Source organism: Variovorax jilinensis (genome assembly GCF_030316885.1).
Classification (GTDB): Bacteria; Pseudomonadota; Gammaproteobacteria; order Burkholderiales; family Burkholderiaceae_C; genus Variovorax; species Variovorax jilinensis.
Genome location: NZ_JASZYQ010000006.1, coordinates 171,810 through 191,118, shown reverse-complemented (window position 1 = coordinate 191,118; position 19,309 = coordinate 171,810). Strand labels below are relative to the sequence as shown.

At 68.4% G+C, this 19,309-nt stretch carries 18 protein-coding genes; 7 read left to right on the top strand and 11 right to left on the bottom strand.

Going from position 1 to position 19,309, the window contains the following annotated elements; genetic code table 11:
* Nucleotides 1–24: 24 nt before the first annotated feature.
* A complete protein-coding gene (locus tag QTH87_RS21225) occupies nt 25–519 on the bottom strand; it encodes an Lrp/AsnC family transcriptional regulator (RefSeq protein ID WP_286612042.1) in 495 nt (164 codons plus the stop codon).
* Nucleotides 520–619: 100 nt separating this feature from the next.
* Here QTH87_RS21225 and ilvB point away from each other — a divergent pair, with 100 nt between their 5' ends.
* The 3 genes from ilvB to QTH87_RS21210 all read left to right on the top strand — a co-directional run bounded on the left by ilvB (nt 620) and on the right by QTH87_RS21210 (nt 5,081).
* Nucleotides 620–2,428 carry a biosynthetic-type acetolactate synthase large subunit gene (gene ilvB, locus QTH87_RS21220; protein ID WP_286612099.1) on the top strand — a complete coding sequence of 603 codons (1,809 nt, stop codon included), beginning with the start codon at nt 620–622 and terminating at the stop codon, nt 2,426–2,428.
* A 128-nt stretch (nt 2,429–2,556) separates the two neighbouring features.
* The gene (locus QTH87_RS21215) at nt 2,557–3,954 is read left to right on the top strand and encodes an MFS transporter (RefSeq protein WP_286612041.1); all 1,398 of its coding nucleotides are present in this window, start codon (nt 2,557–2,559) and stop codon (nt 3,952–3,954) included.
* A 44-nt stretch (nt 3,955–3,998) separates the two neighbouring features.
* Nucleotides 3,999–5,081, top strand: a complete 1,083-nt coding sequence (locus tag QTH87_RS21210; protein WP_286612040.1) for an Ldh family oxidoreductase — start codon at nt 3,999–4,001, stop codon at nt 5,079–5,081.
* Between the two features lie 10 nt (nt 5,082–5,091).
* On the opposite strand, the gene QTH87_RS21205 is transcribed toward QTH87_RS21210, so the two are convergent.
* The 7 genes from QTH87_RS21205 to QTH87_RS21175 all read right to left on the bottom strand — a co-directional run bounded on the left by QTH87_RS21205 (nt 5,092) and on the right by QTH87_RS21175 (nt 11,604).
* Nucleotides 5,092–6,117, bottom strand: a complete 1,026-nt coding sequence (locus QTH87_RS21205; protein WP_286612039.1) for a tyrosine-type recombinase/integrase — start codon at nt 6,115–6,117, stop codon at nt 5,092–5,094.
* Nucleotides 6,118–6,132: 15 nt separating this feature from the next.
* Nucleotides 6,133–6,834: a peptide-methionine (S)-S-oxide reductase MsrA gene (gene msrA / locus QTH87_RS21200; protein WP_286612098.1), complete on the bottom strand. Its 702-nt coding sequence runs from the start codon at nt 6,832–6,834 to the stop codon at nt 6,133–6,135.
* Between the two features lie 182 nt (nt 6,835–7,016).
* A complete protein-coding gene (locus QTH87_RS21195) occupies nt 7,017–7,754 on the bottom strand; it encodes a hypothetical protein (RefSeq protein ID WP_286612038.1) in 738 nt (245 codons plus the stop codon).
* Nucleotides 7,755–7,801: 47 nt separating this feature from the next.
* Entirely contained in the window at nt 7,802–9,301 is a 1,500-nt protein-coding gene (locus tag QTH87_RS21190) for a tripartite tricarboxylate transporter permease (RefSeq protein ID WP_286612037.1), read from the bottom strand.
* Between the two features lie 36 nt (nt 9,302–9,337).
* Complete coding sequence (locus tag QTH87_RS21185; RefSeq protein WP_286612036.1) at nt 9,338–9,811, bottom strand: tripartite tricarboxylate transporter TctB family protein; 474 nt, start codon at nt 9,809–9,811, stop codon at nt 9,338–9,340.
* A 31-nt stretch (nt 9,812–9,842) separates the two neighbouring features.
* Nucleotides 9,843–10,835 carry a tripartite tricarboxylate transporter substrate binding protein gene (locus tag QTH87_RS21180; protein WP_286612035.1) on the bottom strand — a complete coding sequence of 331 codons (993 nt, stop codon included), beginning with the start codon at nt 10,833–10,835 and terminating at the stop codon, nt 9,843–9,845.
* Nucleotides 10,836–10,971: 136 nt separating this feature from the next.
* A complete protein-coding gene (locus tag QTH87_RS21175) occupies nt 10,972–11,604 on the bottom strand; it encodes a hypothetical protein (protein WP_286612034.1) in 633 nt (210 codons plus the stop codon).
* Between the two features lie 249 nt (nt 11,605–11,853).
* On the opposite strand from QTH87_RS21175, the gene QTH87_RS21170 reads away from it, so the two are divergent.
* The 4 genes from QTH87_RS21170 (at nt 11,854) to QTH87_RS21155 (ending at nt 16,504) form a co-directional block, all read left to right on the top strand.
* Nucleotides 11,854–13,491: a Na+/H+ antiporter gene (locus QTH87_RS21170; protein WP_286612033.1), complete on the top strand. Its 1,638-nt coding sequence runs from the start codon at nt 11,854–11,856 to the stop codon at nt 13,489–13,491.
* An 18-nt stretch (nt 13,492–13,509) separates the two neighbouring features.
* Complete coding sequence (locus QTH87_RS21165; protein ID WP_286612032.1) at nt 13,510–14,151, top strand: YoaK family protein; 642 nt, start codon at nt 13,510–13,512, stop codon at nt 14,149–14,151.
* Between the two features lies 1 nt (nt 14,152).
* Nucleotides 14,153–15,670, top strand: coding sequence for a DASS family sodium-coupled anion symporter (locus QTH87_RS21160; protein WP_286612031.1), 1,518 nt, complete (start codon nt 14,153–14,155; stop codon nt 15,668–15,670).
* Nucleotides 15,671–15,808: 138 nt separating this feature from the next.
* Complete coding sequence (locus QTH87_RS21155; RefSeq protein ID WP_286612030.1) at nt 15,809–16,504, top strand: MarC family NAAT transporter; 696 nt, start codon at nt 15,809–15,811, stop codon at nt 16,502–16,504.
* A 19-nt stretch (nt 16,505–16,523) separates the two neighbouring features.
* On the opposite strand, the gene QTH87_RS21150 is transcribed toward QTH87_RS21155, so the two are convergent.
* The 3 genes from QTH87_RS21150 to QTH87_RS21140 form a co-directional block, all read right to left on the bottom strand.
* A complete protein-coding gene (locus QTH87_RS21150; protein ID WP_286612029.1) occupies nt 16,524–17,519 on the bottom strand; it encodes a linear amide C-N hydrolase in 996 nt (331 codons plus the stop codon).
* A gap of 70 nt (nt 17,520–17,589) precedes the next feature.
* Nucleotides 17,590–18,630 (bottom strand): linear amide C-N hydrolase, encoded by a 1,041-nt coding sequence (locus tag QTH87_RS21145; RefSeq protein ID WP_286612097.1) that lies wholly within the window; start codon nt 18,628–18,630, stop codon nt 17,590–17,592.
* Between the two features lie 115 nt (nt 18,631–18,745).
* Nucleotides 18,746–19,249 (bottom strand): Lrp/AsnC ligand binding domain-containing protein, encoded by a 504-nt coding sequence (locus QTH87_RS21140; RefSeq protein WP_286612028.1) that lies wholly within the window; start codon nt 19,247–19,249, stop codon nt 18,746–18,748.
* Nucleotides 19,250–19,309 lie beyond the last annotated feature (60 nt).

Genomic DNA, 19,309 nt, shown 5'->3' with positions numbered 1-19,309 from the left:
CAGCCTACCATCGGCCTCGCGAATTCAACCTAGTGGAACACTGGCCTCCTTCAGCACGCGCAGCACGAAACTGGACTTGCTGTGACGGATTCCCGGGATCTTGTAGAGCTTCTCGCGCAGCAGGCGTTCGTAGTCGCGCGTGTCGCGCACCGCGATCCGGATGTAGTAGTCGTAGTCGCCCGAGACCAGGTAGGCCTCCTGGATCTCGGGGATGGTCGCGAGCACGCGTCCGAACTCGTAGAGCGTCTCGTCGGTGTGGCTCTCGAGCGTGAGCTGGACGATCACGAAGTCGTGGTAGCCGAGCTTGGCCGGATCGAGCTCGACCGTGTAGCGCCGGATGACGCCCTGCGCCTCGAGCTTCTTGATGCGGGTCCAGCAGCTGGTGGGCGACAGGCCGACGCGGGCGCCGATCTCCTGCAGGGTGCTGCGCGCGTCTTCACGCAGCACGCGCAGGATGGCCAGGTCCACGCTGTCCGATGGATCTTCGGCTGCATCGTCTTTTGGGCGATTGGTTTTCATAATAGAAGGCCATATTGACGTAAATGTGATGCACATTCTGCCGCAGTCCCGGAAGAATGACGTCATGAACACGCTTCTCGCCGAAACCCATTCGTCCCCTATGCCTGCGCCCGCTGCCGCGCCTGCCCCGCCTGTCCGCGTGCGCAACGGCGCCGAGGCGCTGCTCGACACCCTGATCGAATGCGGCGTCGACACGCTGTTCGGCTATCCGGGCGGCGCCGCCTTGCCGCTCTACGACGCGCTCCACGGCGAACCGCGACTGCGCCACATCCTCGTGCGCCACGAACAGGCGGCGGTGCACGCGGCCGAGGGCTATGCACGCACGACCGGGCGTGTCGGCGTGGTGCTGGTCACTTCGGGCCCCGGCGTCGGCAACACGATGACCGGCCTGCTCGATGCCATCAGCGATTCGATCCCGGTGCTGTGCATCAGCGGCCAGGTCGCGAGCAGCGTGATCGGCACCAACGCCTTCCAGGAGTGCGATGCGCTCGGCATGTCGCGGCCGGTCACCAAGTGGAACGCGCAGGCGCGGGCGGCCGGCGACCTCCCGGCACTGGTGCGGCGCGCGCTCGACATCGCGGCGACCGGCCGTCCCGGGCCGGTGCTGCTCGACGTGCCGAAGGACGTGCAGCTGGCGCCTTCGGGCCTTCTTGCGCCTTCGGGTCACGGAGCGCCCTCGGCCCCTCGGGCATCGGCGACCGACACGCCGAAAGGGACCGCCAGCCGTGCGCCGCGCCTGCCGCCGCGCGGCGCCTTGCAGCGCGCCGCCGACCTGCTGTCGACCGCACGGCGACCGATCTTCTATGGCGGTGGCGGCCTGATCAACGCCGGTCCGGCAGCCTGCGAGGCCTTCGCGCGGCTGGTGCACAAGCTCGACGCGCCATGCACGCTCACGCTGATGGGGCTGGGCGCCTTCCCGGCCTCCGATCCGCGCTTCGTCGGCATGCTCGGCATGCATGGCGCGCTCGAGGCCAACCTCGCGATGCACGAGGCCGACCTCGTCGTCTGCATCGGCGCGCGCTTCGACGACCGCGTGACCGGCAAGCTCGACGAGTTCTGCCCGCAGGCACGCAAGATCCACGTCGACATCGATCCCGGCAGCATCGACAAGATCGTGAAGGTCGATGCGCCGCTGGTCGGCGACTGCGGCGCGGTGCTCGATGCGCTGCTCGACATGCCGCAGCTCGACGACCTGCCGCCCGGGCGGCTCGAGGCCTGGTGGCAGCGCATCGAGCGCTGGCGCGGCGAGCGCTGCTTCGACTTCGACCCTCGCACGGACACGATCCTGCCGCAGCAACTGATGTCCTCGCTGCAGCGGCAGCTCGATGGGCGCGATGCGATCGTCTCGACCGATGTCGGCCAGCACCAGATGTGGGCCGCGCAGTACCTGCGTTTCGAGCGGCCCGGCCGCTGGCTCACTTCGGGTGGCGCCGGCACCATGGGCTACGGCCTGCCGGCGGCGATCGGCGCGCAGGTCGCGCACCCGGATGCGCTGGTGGTCTGCGTGAGCGGCGATGCCTCGGTGCTCATGAACATCCAGGAGCTCTCGACCGCGGTGCAGCACCGCACGCCCGTGAAGCTGGTGCTGTCGAACAACGGCTACATGGGCATGGTGCGCCAGTGGCAGGAACTCAACCACGGCAACCGCCTGAGCCACAGCTGGAACGAGGCACTGCCCGACTTCGTCGCGCTGGCCCGCGCCTTCGGCTGGGGCGCGCGGCGCGTGTCGCACCCCGACGAGCTCGAAGCGGCGCTGGCCGAGTGTCTCGCCTGCGAGGGGCCGTTCTTCCTCGACGTGCAGGTGGCAGCGCAGGAGAACTGCTTTCCGATGATGCCGTCGGGGCAGGGGCATCACCGGGTGATGCTGGCAAAGGATCGGTGGTATCGGGAGGATGCTGCCGCCCCCTGAGCGGCGTCGCGAGGGTCGGCGGGCCAGGCCGCGATGGCCGGGCGAAGCACGCATAATCGTGCCTCGCGGGCCGCCGTGACGCGATGCAGGCGGCGGCCCTGCACATCAACCTCGATGCGGGAGATCCGGTGAGCGACAAGACGGCGGCGCATCCATGGACGGCTCGGCAGATCGTTCTCATCGCCTGCGCAACCTGCGCGACCTACCTCGGCGCCTCCATGGGAAGCGCCTTCAGCCTGGTGATGCCCCGGATCGCTTCCGACCTCCAGGCCAGCGGCTCGCAGGTCCAGTGGATCATCTCCGGCTTCCTGCTGGCACGCATCGGATGCCTTCGGCCCGCGGGGATGCTGTGCGACCGGCTCGGTGCCCGAGCGATCTTTCTGGTCGGCATGGCGGGCTACGCTGCCTCTTCGCTGGCCTGCGCATGGGCCGACGATGCCGCGCTGCTCATTGCGCTTCGCATCGCGCAGGGCGCCTTCGCCGCCTTGCTGTCGCCCTCGGCCCTGCTCCTGCTGCGGCTCGGCGTGCCACCGGCGAAGCAACCCTTCGTGATGAGCATCTGGTCCGCCGCCGGCGTGGCGGGCTTCGGCCTGTCGCCCGTGCTCGGCGGCGCGATGGTGAATGCCTGGGGCTGGCATTCGCTGCTCGTCTTCACTGCCGCCGCCACGGCCCTGACCGGCGTGGTCGCGTTCGCGCAGGGCCCCGATGCGACCGCAGCCGCCAACGCCTCCCGGCAGCCGTCGAAGCTGCCGGTGCTGCACGAACTGATCGTCTCGATCGTGCTGGTCGCGCTGGCATTCTTCGTCGGTCAGAAGGACGCGGTCGCGGTGCTGCTCGTCGTCGGCGCCGCGGCTGCGATGCTGGCGGCGCTGGTCATGTTCACGCGCGGCGGCCGCCAGCTCGGTGCCGAAGACTTGCAGCTGGCGCTCAGGATCCTCGCGCCCTTCTGTGCCGGCATGTTCGGTTTCGCCGCGATCGCGGCCGCCATGCTGTGGGCCGCCTATTTCATCCAGACCGACCTGCATCACAGCGCGCTGGTGTTCGGCCTCGCCTGCCTGCCGATGGCCGTGGTCGGGATCGCCGCGAGCTTCGGCACCGGATCGCTGGTCGCAGCGAACAGGTCGAACCTGGCCTTCCTGCTGGCCGCCGCGGCGGTGCTGGGGCTGGCGCTTTCGGCCTTCGGGGCCGAGGCCGGCCAGTCGACCGGGCTTGCGGCCCTGGTGCTGGCCTGTGCGGGCGCCTGCTACGGGTTCTCCAATGCGTCGGCCACGGCTGGCATCATCGCTTCGTTTCCCGCCGGCCAGTCTGGCGATGCTTCGGCGCTGGGCACGCTGTCCAAGCAGTACGGCCAATTGATCGGCATCACCGTGGTGGCCTCGACGCGGGACCTGACCGGCAAGACCGCGGGCGTCGGCCACGGCCTCTTCTATTTCCTCGCGGCCTGCGCGCTGGTGCTGGTGCTGTGCGCAGGCATCGGCGCGATGCGCGGAAGACGCGAGCCCACACCACTGCCCGCAGCCCGTTGACAGGAACTTTCGTCGATGCCCCTGGCGGGGGTCGGCCGCACACCATGCAAGACACGAACTCCCCCACCGATCGTCTCTACCGACCCGACGCCCTGGTCGGCTACGCCACCACCTTGCTCGAGGGCGCCGGCCTCGCGGCGCCGATGGCCGCCACGGTGGCCCGCACGCTGGTCGACGGCGACCTGCTCGGCCACGACACGCACGGCCTCGCGCTGCTCGCGGGCTACCTGAAGGAAATCGAATCGGGTGGCATGGCGCGCGAGGGTGCGCCGGCGGTGCTGTCGGACCGGCCCGCGGCCATCCTCTGGGACGGCCGCCGCCTGCCGGGCCCCTGGCTCATGGAACAGGCGATGGACACGCTGCTGCCACGGGCGCGCGCGCTCGGCACGGCGTCGCTCGTGATCCGACGCAGCCATCACATCGCCTGCCTTGCGGTCTACATGCTGCGCGCGCTGCAGGAGGACATGCTGATGGTGCTGGCCTGTTCCGACCCCAACACCGCCAGCGTCGCCCCCTTCGGCGGCACGCAGGCGGTGTTCACGCCCAACCCGATCGCGCTCGGCTTCCCGCTCGGCGACGGCGGCGTCATGGTCGACATCTCGGCCTCGATCACCACCAACGGCATGAGCAACCGCAAGCGCGCCGCGGGCGAGACCTTCGCCGAGCAATGGCTGATCGATGCCGCGGGCCGGCCCAGCAACGATCCCCAGGTGCTGTTCGACAAGCCGCCGGGCACGCTGCTTCCGGTCGGCGGCCTGAGCCACGGCCACAAGGGCTACGGCATGGCGCTGCTGGTGGAGACGCTGACCGCCGGGCTCGCGGGCCACGGCCGCGCCGATCCACCCGAGGGCTGGGGCGCGACGGTGCACGTCACGCTGCACGACCTGCATGCCTTCGGCGGCAAGGAGGCCTTCCTGCGCCAGATGGACCATGTGGCGGCGCAGTGCCGCGGCAATGTTCCCGTCGATGCAGACAGGCCCGTGCGGCTGCCCGGCGAGGCCGGTCTCCGGCGGCGGGAGAAGGGCCTGGCGCAGGGCGTGCGGCTGCATCCCTCGATCGCGGGTTCGCTCGCGGCGGCCGAGCAGCGCTACGGCGCGCGCCTGGCCGACGCGCTGTGCGCCGCATGACGCTGCAGCTTCACACCACGTCGACCGGCGTCGCCACCACGCGCCGGTAGCGCGCCATCACCTCGGGCTCGACGCCGAGCCAGGCGGCGACCACCTCGGGTTCGAAGCCGCGGCGCAGCTGGCGCAGCGCGAAGGTGTGGCGCAGCCGGAACGATCCGCCTTCGCTGCTGTCCAGTCCCGCGTCCTCGAGCACCTGGCGGGCCGACTTGTATTGCGATTCCTTGCCCCAGGGCTTGCCGCTTCGCGTCGACGGGAAGAGGAAGACGCCCGCGATCCGGGACTCGGCACGCACCTGCAACCAGTGCTGCAGCAACTCGCCGGCCCATGGCGCGATCGGCGTCTGGCGCGGCGCGGAGCCCCCGTCGCCCGGTACTGCCAGCTTCCAGGGCAGGTCGCGGATGCGTCCGCCGCGCACGATCGGCGATTCGAGGGTCAGCGCGCGCACGTCGCCGGGCGTCAGGCCGCCGCCCAGCTGCAGGGCCACGGCCGTGCGATTGCGCAGCTCCTGCCAGGCGAAGGCCTCGTGGGCATGGCGTCGGGCCGCCGAAAGGCCCGGTCGCGGGCGTGCATTCGACAGGAAGGCGATCAGGTGCCGGGCCTCGGCCACGGACAGGAACTCAGGCAGCGGATCGGCCTTGGCCGCCTCGGCATAGCGCACCTCGGGATGCGCGGCCAGCCAGTCGGCGGCGGCCGCGTTGGCGGGCACACCGCGCTCTGCGGCGTGATGGCGCAGCACCCGATCGATCAGCCGCATGAGCCGCAACGCGTGACGCGGCGATAGCGACAGGTCCGCGCTCTTGCGTCCGAAGCGGGCGGCATGGAAGGCCTGCAGGTCGCGCAGGTCGAGCGAATCGAGCGTCACCGCGGGCGACTGGCCCAGGCACCATGCCGTGAAGGCGCCCCACATCTCGCGGTACACCTCGATCGAGCCGGGCTGGCGCAGCGATCCCGTCGCCTGCTTGTCGGCGAGCCAGTGCGCGAAGGCCGTGCGATGCGTCTCGATCGGGGCTTCGGCGAACAGCGGCAGGGAGCTCATGGCGCAGCGTGATCCTCAGCCTGGCAGCCGCCCGCCCACCAGCACCGGCTCGGCGCGGTAGGTCGCCGGGAAGATCTTCCTGAGGTTGTCGATCTTCGGCATGTCGTTGAAGGCGATATAGGGCTGCGAAGGATTTCTCGTGAGGTAGTCCTGGTGGTAGGCCTCGGCCGGGAAGAAGCGCTTCTGCATCTCGATGGTGGTCGCGATCGGCTTTCGGAAGCTTCGGGCCTTGTCGAGCTGGGCGATGTAGGCCTTGGCGATGCGCGCCTGTTCTGCGCTCTGGGCGAACACGGTCGAGCGGTACTGCGTGCCGTGGTCGGGACCCTGGCGGTTCAGCTCGGTCGGATCGTGGGCGACCGAGAAGTAGATCTGGAGGATGCGTCCGTAGCTGATCTGCCGGGGATCGAAGCTGATGCGGACTGCCTCGGCATGGGCGGTGCTGCCCCCGCTGACCGCGTCGTAGTTGGCGACCTTCTCGTCGCCGCCCGCGTAGCCCGACACCGCGTTCGTCACGCCCTTCACGCGCTGGAAGACGCCCTGCACACCCCAGAAGCAGCCGCCCGCCAGCACGGCCGTCTCGGTGGTGGCGCCCGCCACCGCCGGATCGTCGAGCGGGGCAGGGATCACGACCGCGCTCTCGGCCGCGAACGAGGGCGCTGCCTGCCAGGCGCCGACCGCGAGCAGCAGGGCGAGTGCCGCCACGCCCGCGAGGCGCATCCGCGAACCGGCACCCCCCGTGCCGCCAACGGTGGAAATGGAAGTCTTTTCGTGCGTCATCGATTGCTCCTTGGAAGCCCGGCGGTTCGGCGACGGTGGGCCGTCGGCCATCGAGTCTCGCAGACCCGCCTCATTCATGTTCGTGGCCCGGGCTTTCGGAGTTACATGACGCAGGCAGTGCCTCAGGCCGGTGGCGCGCCGTCGGCGTCGCCATCGGCTCGCAGCGCGCCGCCCAGGCCCATGCCGGCACCTGCACCGACGCCTGCACCCATGCCGCCGCCCGTCCCCATGCCGCCTGCGCCCTTGCCCCCGCCGCCGCTCGCGCCGCCTTCCTTGCCGCCGCCGCCCGCTGCGCGCGCGCCACGTGCCGAACTGCCGCTGCCACTGCCGCGCACCGGCCCCTGGCGAGGCATTGCGAGGTCGGCCGGGATTTCCTCGAGGTCGAGCACCTCGCGGATGAAGGCGCGCAGCGAGACAACGAGTTCCGCGGTCTCGACCGTGCGGCCGGCCACCATGTCGTTGGCTGCGCGCGCCGCGAGACGCACCTGCTCCTGCGTGCCGAGCAGGATCACGTCCGAGAGCGCCGCCTCGACTGCGTCTCGGATGCGGCGCCTGCGATCCGAGCCCGGCGAGTCATCGACCGGCCCCGGGCCCTCGTCGGCCAGGGCAGCGGCGCGCAGCTCGCGCAGGTGCCGCGGATCGACGGCAAGGTCTCCCGTGAACGAGCCGCCCAGCGTCTTGTAAGCCGCGATCAAGGTCTTGAGGCGCTCGTTGATCTGGCGGTTCTGGCGTTCACGCCGCTGCTGCACGCCCTGCATCACCAGCAGACGAATGCCGACCGCGACCAGGGACACGAGCACCAGGCCCAGCAGCGTCGACACGACGCCCGACCAGGAACTGAAATCGAGTGAGTTGCGCATGGAGGCTCATTCTTCCATGCAGCAGCGCGGCCGGCCGCGCCGTGACTTCAGGCCGCCGGCGCCAGCCGACGACTGCGCAGCCATCGCCGCAGCAGCGGGAACAGCCAGATCAGCAGCGAAAGCACGGCCAGCGTGCCCGCGATCGGGCGCGTGAAGAACGCCAGCAGGTTGCCGTCGGACTTGATCATCGAGGTGATGAAGTTCTCCTCGAGCATGCCGCCCAGCACCACGCCGAGGATGGCGGGTGCGATCGGGAAGCCGTTCTCCTCGAGCAGGTAGGCCACGATGCCCGCCACCAGCATCACGCCGACGTCGAACAGCGAGTTGTTGATCGCGAAGGCGCCGACGATGCAGAAGATCAGGATCAGCGGCATCAGCACGTTGCGCGGCACCCGCAGGATGCGCTTGGACACCTTGATGCACAGGATGCCGAGCGGAATCATGATCAGGTTGGCGAGGATGAACAGCAGGAACACCGCGTAGATGTTCTGCGGATTGGTGGTGAACAGGGTGGGCCCGGGATTCAGGTTCTTCATGTAGAGCACGCCGATCACGATCGCCGTGATCGAGTCGCCCGGAATGCCGAACACCAGCGCGGGAATCCAGGCGCCGGCCAGCGCGCTGTTGTTGGCGGACCCCGACTCTACTATGCCCTCCACGTGGCCGGTGCCGAACTTCTCGGGCTCCTTCGAGAACTTCTTGCTCATCGCGTACGACATCCATGCCGCGATGTCGGCGCCGGCGCCCGGCAGCGCGCCGACCGCCGTGCCCAGCACGCTGCCGCGCAGGATCTGGACCGGGTATTTCTTGGCGAGCGCCCACTGTCCGGAGAGCACGCTGCCGACCTTCGAGACCATCAGTTCGGCCGGCGGCGAGGTGTCGACCGCGAAGCGGATCACCTCCGAGATCGCGAACATGCCGATCATCATCGGGATCATGCCGATGCCGCCGGTCATCTCTGTGTTGCCGAAGGTGAAGCGCGGGAAGCCCGCCGGGTTGCCGAGGCCCACGCAGGCCACCAGCAGGCCCAGCATCAGGGTCACGACCCCCTTGAGGGGCCGGTCGGAAGTGATGAAGACTGCGCAGGTCAGGCCCAGCAGCACGAGCCAGAAATATTCGAAGGAACTGAAGTTGAGCGCGAAGTCGGCCAGCGCAGGCGAGGCGACGATCAGCACGGCGGTACCGAACAGGCCGCCGACTGCCGAGAACACGAGCCCGGCGCCGAGCGCGACCTCGGCCTGGCCCTTGCGCGTCATCGCGAAGGCCTCGTCAGTGTAGGCCGCCGAGGCCGGGGTGCCCGGAATGCGCAGGAGGCAGCCGGGAATGTCGCCCGAGAAGATCGCCATCGCGGTGGCCGTGACCATCGCGGCGATGGCCGGGATCGGCGGCATGAAGAAGGTGACGGGCACCAGCAGCGCCACCGCCATGGTGGCCGACAGCCCCGGCACCGCGCCGACGAACAGGCCGTAGAGCGAAGCCGCGATCATCACCAGCAAGGTGTACGGATCGAACACCATCGAGAAAGCCTGGCCCAGTGCTGTCGACATGCGAGAAAGGCTCCTGGTCGTGCGATGGCCTGGCGACTACCAGGCGTACGGGGTGAGGACACCCCAGGGCAGCGGGACCCGCAGCAGCTTGTAGAAGGCCGCGTGGATCAGCAGCGTCGCGATGACCGCGATCAGCAGCGAGCGGCCCGCAGGCACGCGCAGCGACCACATCAGCGCCGTCAGCAGCAGCGTGGAGGTCAGCACGAAGCCGAGCCTGTCGGCCGCGAGGATGTAGAACACGACGCTGCCGATCACCACGCACAACGCCAGCACGTGGCGCGGCGAGCGCGCCCAGTCACCGACCTTCACCCAGCCCGTTGCACCGCGCGCCCGCCAGCCCTTCACGAGCAGGATCGCGCCGCAGATGCACAGCGCGGTCGCGATGATCCCGGGGAACAAGGCAGGGCCGACCTGCTGGCCCGGGATCTGCGGATAGCTGCGCACCACCCAGAGCACCGCGATGCCGAGCGCCAGCAGCAGGGCACCGAAGATGGCGTCGCTGAGCTTCACGATGCCGCGGCCACCCGGTGCTGCGTGCGGCTCATTTCGCGATGCCCACGGCCTTCATCGTGGCGCCGAGCTCGGCGTCCGACCTGGCCATGTACTTGCCGAACTCCTCGGGACTGGCATACACCACGCCGAAACCGCGCGAGGCCATGAACTCGTTGTATTCCTTGCTCGCGGCCACCTTCTGCACCGCGGCGGCGAGGCGGTCGCGCGCCTCGTTCGGGATGCCCTTGGGTGCGACGATGCCGCGCCATGCGGCCATCGACCAGTCGCTGCCGGTGGCCGCCTTGAGGGTCGGGATGTTGGGGTAGAGCGTCGACGGCTTGTCGCTCATGACCGCCAGGCTCTTGACCTTGCCGGCGTCGATCAGCGAGCGGGCCTCGGGCAGAGAGACCGGCGCGATGTCGACGCCGCCGGCCACCATGTCCTGCAGGCCTGGCGCGGCCCCGTTGCTCGGCACCCACGGGACCGCCGCGGGATCGATCTTCTGGTCGCGCAGCAGGCCGGCGATCGCCAGGTGCCAGATGCCCCCCTGGCCGGTGCCCGATGCCTTCATCTTCCCGGGATTGGCCTTGATCGCGGCCAGCAGTTCGTTGACGTTCTTGTACGGTGCATCGGCGCGCACCTGGACGCCGGCCGGGTCGGCGTTGACCAGCCCGATCGGCGTGTACGAGGCGCCGGTCAGCTCCGTCAGACCCTGCCAATGCATCATGCCGATCTCGACCGTGGCAAGGCCGATGGTGTAGCCGTCGGGTGCCGCGGAGGCGATCGCGGCATGGCCGACCACGCCGCTGCCGCCGGTGCGGTTCACGACCGTGAAGGGCTGACCCAGTTCCTTCTCGAGCAGGCTGGCGACGATGCGCGCCGTGGCGTCGGTGCCGCCGCCAGCGCCCCACGGCACGATCAGGGTCACGGGCCGGGACGGGTAGGCCTGGGCCAGGGCCGGCGCGGAGAAGGCAAGAGCGGCGAGTCCGGTGGCTGCCGCTGCGAGCCCCGTGACGAAGGAACGACGCGAGCGAATCTGCATGGTTGTCTCTTTCACTGTGGATGCCTGTGAGGGCGCCTCGTGGCATCGCGGTTCTCCCACGATTCCGCAGTGATCACACTAGGGCGTGCACCGCTTGCGCCGGCGGCCCCGCTGTGCTCGACAAGTCAGGTGGAAGTCAGCCGGGCACGCAGCTGGCGCAACGCGTGAGCGTCATGCCGACCTCGATGGTCTTGGCGCGCTTGGCCTTCTCGGGCGAGACCGACTCGAGCGCGAAGCCCTGCACCAGGTTGTCCTGGCCCGAGCGCAGGATCGCCGACGGCCCCGCCAGCGTGGCGATGACGGCGCCGTTCTCGTCCTTGAGCGCGATGCGCAGATGGCCGTCGTAGACCACTTCCTCGACCGGTGCCGGTGCCGGAGTTGGAGCCGATGCCGATGCCGATGCCGGCGTGGTGGCGACCACCTCAAGCAGGCGGTCGATCGATCCGGCCTGGTACCTGGCGGGCACCTGCGCGGGATCGAGCTTCGGCACCACCACATGCACGAGATAGCCGAGCTGGACCTGCGGGTTGTCGCCCTCGGCCGAAACGAAATGGACCTTGCCGCTCAGCGAGGGCGCAGGCAGCGGGATGTCCGAGCCCGCGGCCCTGGCATGCCCGGCATCGACGCCGGCCAGCTCTTCCTTCGTGAGTTCGCGCCAGGGCGTCGTCACGCTGCGCGAATAGAGCCACTGATAGACCAGCACGGCGCCTGCGCCGAGACAGAAGGTCAGCATGCAGGAAGCCAGCAGGATGGTCCAGCGCGAGCTCATGGACGCCGCGGAATTGGGCATGGCGGTCGGAGGTGATGGGCGGAGAGGGCCACTATATAGAGGGCACGCGTGCCCGTGAACGCCTTTTTTGCGCCGGTCGGCAACCCATGCCGGACGCGCGATGCACGCCGGTGGTGCTGCACGGCAGCGTGAATTCGCGGTGCGGTCAATTGCGCGAGTTATGCTCGGCCGATCCGGGATGAAAGGTGCCGGGTCAATGCGCAACCTTCACCAGGATTCAGGATAGCCGTGGGAAACGTCATCATCGTCATCGTCCTGTTGGCCGCGGTCCTGGCGAGCGGCGCACTGAGCCGACTGATTCCCTGGGCCGTGCCGCTGCCCCTGCTGCAGATCGGCCTGGGCTTCGTCATCGCGGGGTTCCTGGACGACGGCATCGTCCTCGATCCCGATCTCTTCTTCCTGCTCTTCCTGCCCCCGCTGCTCTACCTCGACGGCTGGCGCATCCCCAAGGACGCGCTGAAGCGCGACGGGCTCGCGATCGTCCAGCTCGCGGTCGGGCTCGTCGTGGTGACGGTCGTCGGCATGGGCTTCATCATCCACTGGATGATCCCCGCGATGCCGCTCGCGGTGGCCTTCGCCCTCGCTGCGATCGTGTCGCCCACCGACGCGGTCGCGGTCGAGGGCATCACGCGGCACCTGCGCGTCCCGCGCCGCATCGTCTCGATCCTGCAGGGCGAGGCTCTGTTCAACGACGCGAGCGGGCTGGTCGCCTTCCGCTTCGCGGTGGCCGCCGCAGTGACCGGCGCGTTCTCGATTTCCTCCGCGAGCCTTTCCTTCCTGTGGGTCGCGGCGGCCGGCCTGGCCATCGGCTTCGTGCTCACGCACGGCCTGGTGCTCGCGCGCCGGCGCTTCACGGCGCGCTATGGTGAGGAGCGCGGGTCCGAGATCCTCTTCAGCCTGCTGGTGCCCTTCGCGGCCTATCTGCTGGCCGAGGCCGTCAATGCATCGGGCATCCTGGCGGCCGTGGCGGCCGGGGTCACGATGAGTCGGGCCGAACTGGCCGGAAAGACCAGCGCTGCGACCCGGACCGAACGTCGCGCCGTGTGGAACATGATCCAGTTCACGCTCAACGGCGTGATGTTCGTGCTGCTCGGCGAACAGTTCCCCGGCATCTTCGAGGGCGCCATGCGCGTATCGAGGGAAATCGGCCAGAACGAGCCGTGGCTCCTTCCCTGCTATGCCCTGGTCATCTGCCTCCTGCTCGGCGTCTTCCGCTTCGTGTGCATCTGGCTTTCGATCGCGGTGTCGAGGCTGGTTCGACGGACCCAGGCACCCGACGCTTCGAGGGCCTCGCTTCGCGCCGTGCTGATCCTGTCGGTCGGCGGCGTTCGCGGGGCCGTGACGCTCGCGGGCGTGCTGACCCTGCCGCTGACCATCGCCGGTGGCGCAGCGTTTCCGGCCCGCGACCTGGCGATCTTCCTGGCCGCGGGGGTGATCGTCTTCTCGCTGCTGATCGCCACCGTGTGTCTGCCGCCGCTGCTCGAAGGCTTCGATGTCCCCGACAGCATCCATCACGATCGGCAGCACGGCATCGCGATGCATGCCGCCAGGGAAGCAGCGTCGCAGCAGCTCGAGAGCATCAGCGATCTGTTCGCCTCGCCCGAGGAAGGCATCGATCGCGATGCCCTCTCGACCGAGTCCAAGCGCATCCTGCTGGAGATCCGCGACACCCTGGGCGGGCCGGTCAAGGTCGACAACGACCTGCCGGACGGCGTGCCTCGCCGCCATTCGATGGAAATGCGACAGGCGGCGCTGGCAGCCTCCCGCACGGCCATCTACGGCCTGGCGCGGGACGGCCAGATCTCCGATGCATTGGCGCGCGACCTCGTGAGGCGGATCGACCTTGAAGACCTTCGCCTGTCCTGATCCCTGCGTGTCCGGCCGATGACACGCGCCTCGCTCGTGCTCGCAGTCTGTCTGGCGGCCCTTGCGGGCTACATCGACGCCATCGGCTTTCTCTACCTGGGCGGCTACTTCGTCTCGTTCATGAGCGGCAACACGACGCGTCTGGCGGTGGCGCTCCAGGCCGGCGATGCCATCGGCATCCTGCTGGGCATCATCGCCTGCTTCGTCGCGGGCGCGGGGTGCGGCACCCTCGTCGGCCACTTCGCGGGGGCCCGACGCCGCGCCGCGGTGCTCGTCTCGGTGGCGGCGACCCTGGCGCTCGCGGCAGCGCTCGTCGACGGCCATGGCGCCGTGCCGTCCATCCTTCTCATGGCATTCGCGATGGGCATGGAGAACACCGTGTTCCAGCGCGACGGTACGGTGGTCGTCGGCCTGACCTACATGACGGGGACGCTGGTCAAGATGGGACAGAAGCTCGCCCTTGCGATGCTCGGCCAAGAGCGGCTGTCGTGGTTTTCGCCGCTCGTGCTGTGGATCGGCCTTCTGTCCGGCGGGGTGCTGGGCGCGTCGACCTACGGACTGGTCGGCCTGCGCAGCCTCTGGCTGGGCGTCCTTGCGGCGCTGATACTGGCGGCCTGCTCGCTGAAGATTTCCGGCAACGAAGTCGGATCGCACGCCTGACATGAACACTTCTCCGACCTCCACCGCCTCGACCCCCGCCGCTCCTTCGCCTGCGCCTGCGCCGGCGCGCAAGCCGGTGCCGTGGGGCCTCTATGTCGGAGTCATCGCCATGGTTGCGGTGCTGGCGCTGCCCGTGCCTGCCGACCTGCCGGTGGCCGGCCATCGCATGCTGGCGATACTGGTCTTCGCGATCATCGTCTGGATCAGCGAGGCGGTGAGCTACGAGGCCAGCGCCATCATGATCACCTCGCTGATGGCGGCGCTGATCGGACTCGCGCCGCTGGCGGACGACCCCTCCGCGCGCTACGGCACGGCGCGGGCCCTGGCGATGGCGCTGGCGGGCTTCTCGAGCACCGCGCTGGCGCTGGTCGGTGCCGCACTGTGCATCGCCGCCGCCATGACCATCACCGGGCTGGACCGGCGCATCGCGCTCGTCACGCTGTCGAGGATCGGCACCAGCACGCGGCGGATCCTGATCGGCAGCATCGTGGTCACGGTGGTCCTTTCGCTGGTGGTGCCGAGCGCCACTGCGCGCAGCGCCTGCGTCGTGCCGATCATGATGGGTGTGATCATGGCGTTCGGCGTCGAGCGCCGCTCGAACATCGCGGCCGGCATCATGATCACGGTGGCCATGGCGACCAGCATCTGGAACGTCGGCATCCAGACCGCCGCGGCCCAGAACCTGCTGACGCTCGGCTTCATGGACAAGCTGCTCGGCGAGCGCATCAGCTGGCTGCAATGGCTCGTCGCCGGAGCCCCCTGGGCGATCGTGATGTCGGTCGTGCTCTATTTCCTGGTGCGCTGGGTGCTGCCGCCCGAGACCGAGTCGATCACCGGCGGCAAGGAGGCCGTGCAGCGCGAATTGGCGGCACTGGGCCCCATGACCGGACCGCAGAAGCGGCTGGCCGCGACCTCGCTCGGCCTGCTGGCGTTCTGGGCCACCGAGGGCAAGCTGCACGACATCGACACCGCCACGATCACCTACGTGGGCCTGGTGGTGCTGATGCTGCCGCGCCTAGGCGTGATGGACTGGAAGACGCTGCAGGGCCGCATTCCGTGGGGCACGCTGATCGTCTTCGGGGTCGGCATCAGCCTCGGGACGGCGCTGCTCTCGACGCAGGCGGGCCAGTGGCTCGGCCGCTTCGTGATCACGCATTCGGGCCTCGCGACCCAGGGACCGCTGATGGTGTTCGCGATCCTGTCGGCCTTCCTGATCCTGATCCACCTCGGCTTCGCCAGCGCGACGGCGCTCACTGCCGCGCTGCTGCCGATCCTGATCTCGGTGATCATGACGCTGCCGGGCGACATCAACAAGGTCGGCATGACGATGCTGCTGGGCTTCACGGTGAGCTTCGGCTTCATCCTGCCGATCAATGCACCGCAGAACATGGTGTGCCTGGGCACCGAGACCTTCGACGGCCGGCAGTTCGCGCGTGTCGGTGTTCCGGTCACGATCGTGGGCTATGCGCTGATGCAGCTGTTCGCGGTCACCTATTGGCGCTGGCTGGGCTGGACCTGAATCCGCCCGCATGCAGATGACACCGGAAGCGACTTCCCTGCGCGTCGCGCACCCTGGCACAGGCATTGCAGTCGTGGAGCATGCGCCCATCGCGGAAGACGCTCCTGAATCAACACCCCTGAGGAAAATGAACGGCACATGATCGAGAACTTCGTCGAGCTCTTCAAGCTGGTCGGCATCGGACTGGCACTGATGCTTCCACTGGCCAATCCGCTGACCGCCATGTCGCTCTATCTGGCGCTCGGCAAGCACCTTTCGCCGACCGAGCGCGCCACGCAGATCCGGCTGGCCGCCTGGTACACGGTGGCGATCATGCTCGTGGCCTTCTATGCCGGCTCCTGGATCATGCATGCCTTCGGCATCTCGCTGCCGGGGCTGCGCATCTCGGGCGGGCTGATCGTGGGCTTCCTGGGCTTCACGATGCTGTTCCCGTCCGACGCCGGTCCCGACGGTGAGACCGACAAGCAGGTCGAGCTGCAGGGCAACGCCAGAGCGGAGAACATCGCGTTCGTCCCGCTGGCACTGCCGGGCACCGCCGGGCCCGGGACCATCGCGATCATCATCACGCTGGCCTCGAAGATGCACGAAGGCAACGCCACCAACGGCGGCTATCCGGCCTGGATCATCGTCGCCGTACCCGTGATCGTGGCCGGCCTGCTCGGCGGGCTGCTGTACGTCTGCCTTCGCTCGGCATCGCGCCTGGTCAGCCTGATCGGCAAGAACGGGGTCGAGGCGATCTCGCGCGTGATGGGCTTCCTGCTGGTCTGCATGGGCGTGCAGTTCGTGATCGACGGCACGTATGCCGTCATCGCCCTGCACCGGGCCGCGGGCTGAGCCGCGCGGCCCTGCCGCCTCAGGCCGGCGCCAGGCCCAGGAAGGTGAAGGGCTTGGCCGCCTTGAGTTCCTTCGACGCCTCGCCGGCGAACACGTTCCGCTGGTTTTCGCCGAGCGCCAGCGTCATCACCTGGCCGGTCTCGGCCGAGAAGTCCACTTTGTCGAGGTCGATCCAGAAGGCATTCGGCGTCAGCACGGACTCGAAGAAGTACCGGCGGCGCTTGTGGTCGCAGACCGTGCGCCAGCGCGTCGACGAGATGTTCGGCTCGTCCGGGGTCGTGATGCCGTAGGGCACCGATGCGTTGCGGATCACGCTGAACACGGCAGCCACGGCGATGTCGGGATCGTCGAACTTCGGCAATGCGTCGACATAGAAAGAGGCGCGCGCGAATCGATCCGAGGCGCGGTTGGTGCCCGGCAGCATCACGGTGCCGCCGATCTGCTGCCAGTAGGTGTTGAGCGCCAGCTGCTGCTCGAAGATCGGCGAGTTGGTCATGACCTGGTAGTCGCGGCCATGGTGGATGACCTGCTTGCCGTCCACGTACTCGACGATCGCGCTGTCGCCGCTCGAATCGGAGATGGCGAGGTGGAGCGTCGCGAGCCGTCCCTGGCCGGGCACCTTGTCGGTCACGATGGTGAACGGGTCGTTCTCCAGTGCGGTGACGGCTTCCTGCACGTTCGCGAACATGTCCAGCACGTACTGCGCCCAGGCCGCGATCGTGAGACCGGGCTTGGCCGTCGATGAGAACGCCGGGTAGGCGGACTCGACCAGCCACAGGACGTTGGCGCACAAGCCCGCTTCGTTCACGCCGTCCGTCGTGGCCACGCCGTAGGCCGAGGTGGTGACGCTGCCGAAGCGCGACACCCACTCCAGCGAATTGGGGCCCGCCTCGCCATTGCGCGCCATGCCGCGCGGAAAGGTCCAGATGTCCGAATGGATGTCGTAGCGCCAATCCATCGATCGCGCGGTGATGATTCCGTCATCCTTGCCGAGATAGACCACCCTGGTGCACATAGAAACGAGCCTTTCGATAAAAAATCTTCCGGCGAGACGCGCGACGACCCAGCCGCCGCGCGCTGCCGACTCACTGTCCCGAGATACCCAGAAACCTGAACGGCTTCGCGGCCTTGAACTTGCCGGAGGTCTCGCCCGCGAAGACGTTGCGCTGGTCCGCGCCCAGGGACAAGGTCTTGACCTTGCCGGTCTCGGCCGAGAAGTCGAGCTTCTTGAGGTCGACCCAGAAGGTGTTGGGCGTCAGGGCCGATTCGAAGAAATAGATCTTCCGGCGATGGTCGGTGACCGTGCGCCAGCGTGTCGAAGAGATGTTGGGCTCGTTCGGCGTCGAGATGCCGTAGGGCACCGATGCGTTCCGGATCACGCTGAACGCCGCAGCCACGGCGATGTCCGGGTCCTCGAACTTCGGCAGGGCGCCGGCATAGAACGAGGCCCGCGCGAAGCGGTCGGAAGCCCTGTTGGTGCCGGGCAGCATGACGGTGCCGCCGATCTGCTGCCAGTAGGCGACGAGCGCCAGTTGCTGGTCGAAGGTCGGCGAGTTGGTCACCACGGGGTACTGGCGGCCGTGGTGGATCACCTGCTTGCCGTCGATGTATTCGACCACCGCGCTGTCGCCCGAGGCGTCCGAGAGCACCAGATGAAGCGTCGCGTTGCGTTCCTGGCCCGGGACCTTGTCCGTGACCAGCGTGTAGGGCTCGGTCTTGAGCGCGGCGACGGCCTCATTCACGGTCGCGAAGTTGTCCAGCACGTACTGTCCCCAGGCGGCAATCGTCAGTCCCGGCTTGGACGTGGCATCGAAGGCGGGATATTTCGATTCGACGAGCCAGAGCAGGTTGGCGACCAGGCCTGCCTCGTTGACGCCATCGGTGGTGGCCACGCCGTAGGCGGAGGTGATGACGCTGCCGTACTTCGACTTCCATGCGATCGAATTGGCACCGGCCTCGCCGCTGCGCGCCATGCCGCGGGGAAAGATCCAGAGATCGGACTGGATGTCCTGCTGCCAGTCCATCGAGCGAGCGGTGATGACCTGATCGTCCTTGCCGTGGTACACGACCCGGGTGCAGGCATCGGCCAGCGTCGCGGCGGCCAGCCCGACGGCAATCACGGGCATGGCGATCAGCCATCGGCTGCGACCGGACGCTTTTCTCATGACCCCATTTCCTTCACTCCATGTCGAGCCGTGCATCCGCTGGATGGTGCCACAGATGAAAGACGAGTCGACTCGCTCAGGACACCGGCAGGTGCAGGTGCGTCGAGTTCTTGACCTCTTCCATCACCGCGTAGGTCCGGGTCTCGCGCACGCCCGGCAATTGCCACAGCACGGTGCCTGCGAACTGCCGGTAGTCGTTCATGTCGGCGCTGCGCGTCTTGAGCAGGTAGTCGAAGCCGCCAGCCACCATGTGGCACTCCATGATGGCCGGCTGGACCTGCACCGCGGCCTTGAATTCGTCGAAGACATTGGGCGTGGTGCGATCGAGCAGCACCTCCACGAAGACCAGCATGCCGGCCCCGAGCTTGAGCGGGTTGAGGCGCGCCTCGTAGCCGACGATGTAGTGGTCGCGCGTGAGCCGCTGCACGCGCGCCAGCACGGCCGTCGGCGACAGGCCCACGGCATCGGCCAGCTTCAGGTTGGTGATGCGGCCGTCGCGTTGCAGGGCGGCGAGGATGCGCAGATCGAGGCGATCGAGCTCGCCATCTGGCTCGAATGTCGATAGTGATTTGTTCTGCATTGGTGCCACGTTTCGAATAAAAACTCAGGCCATCGTCGGGAATGATCGGATTATTCACCT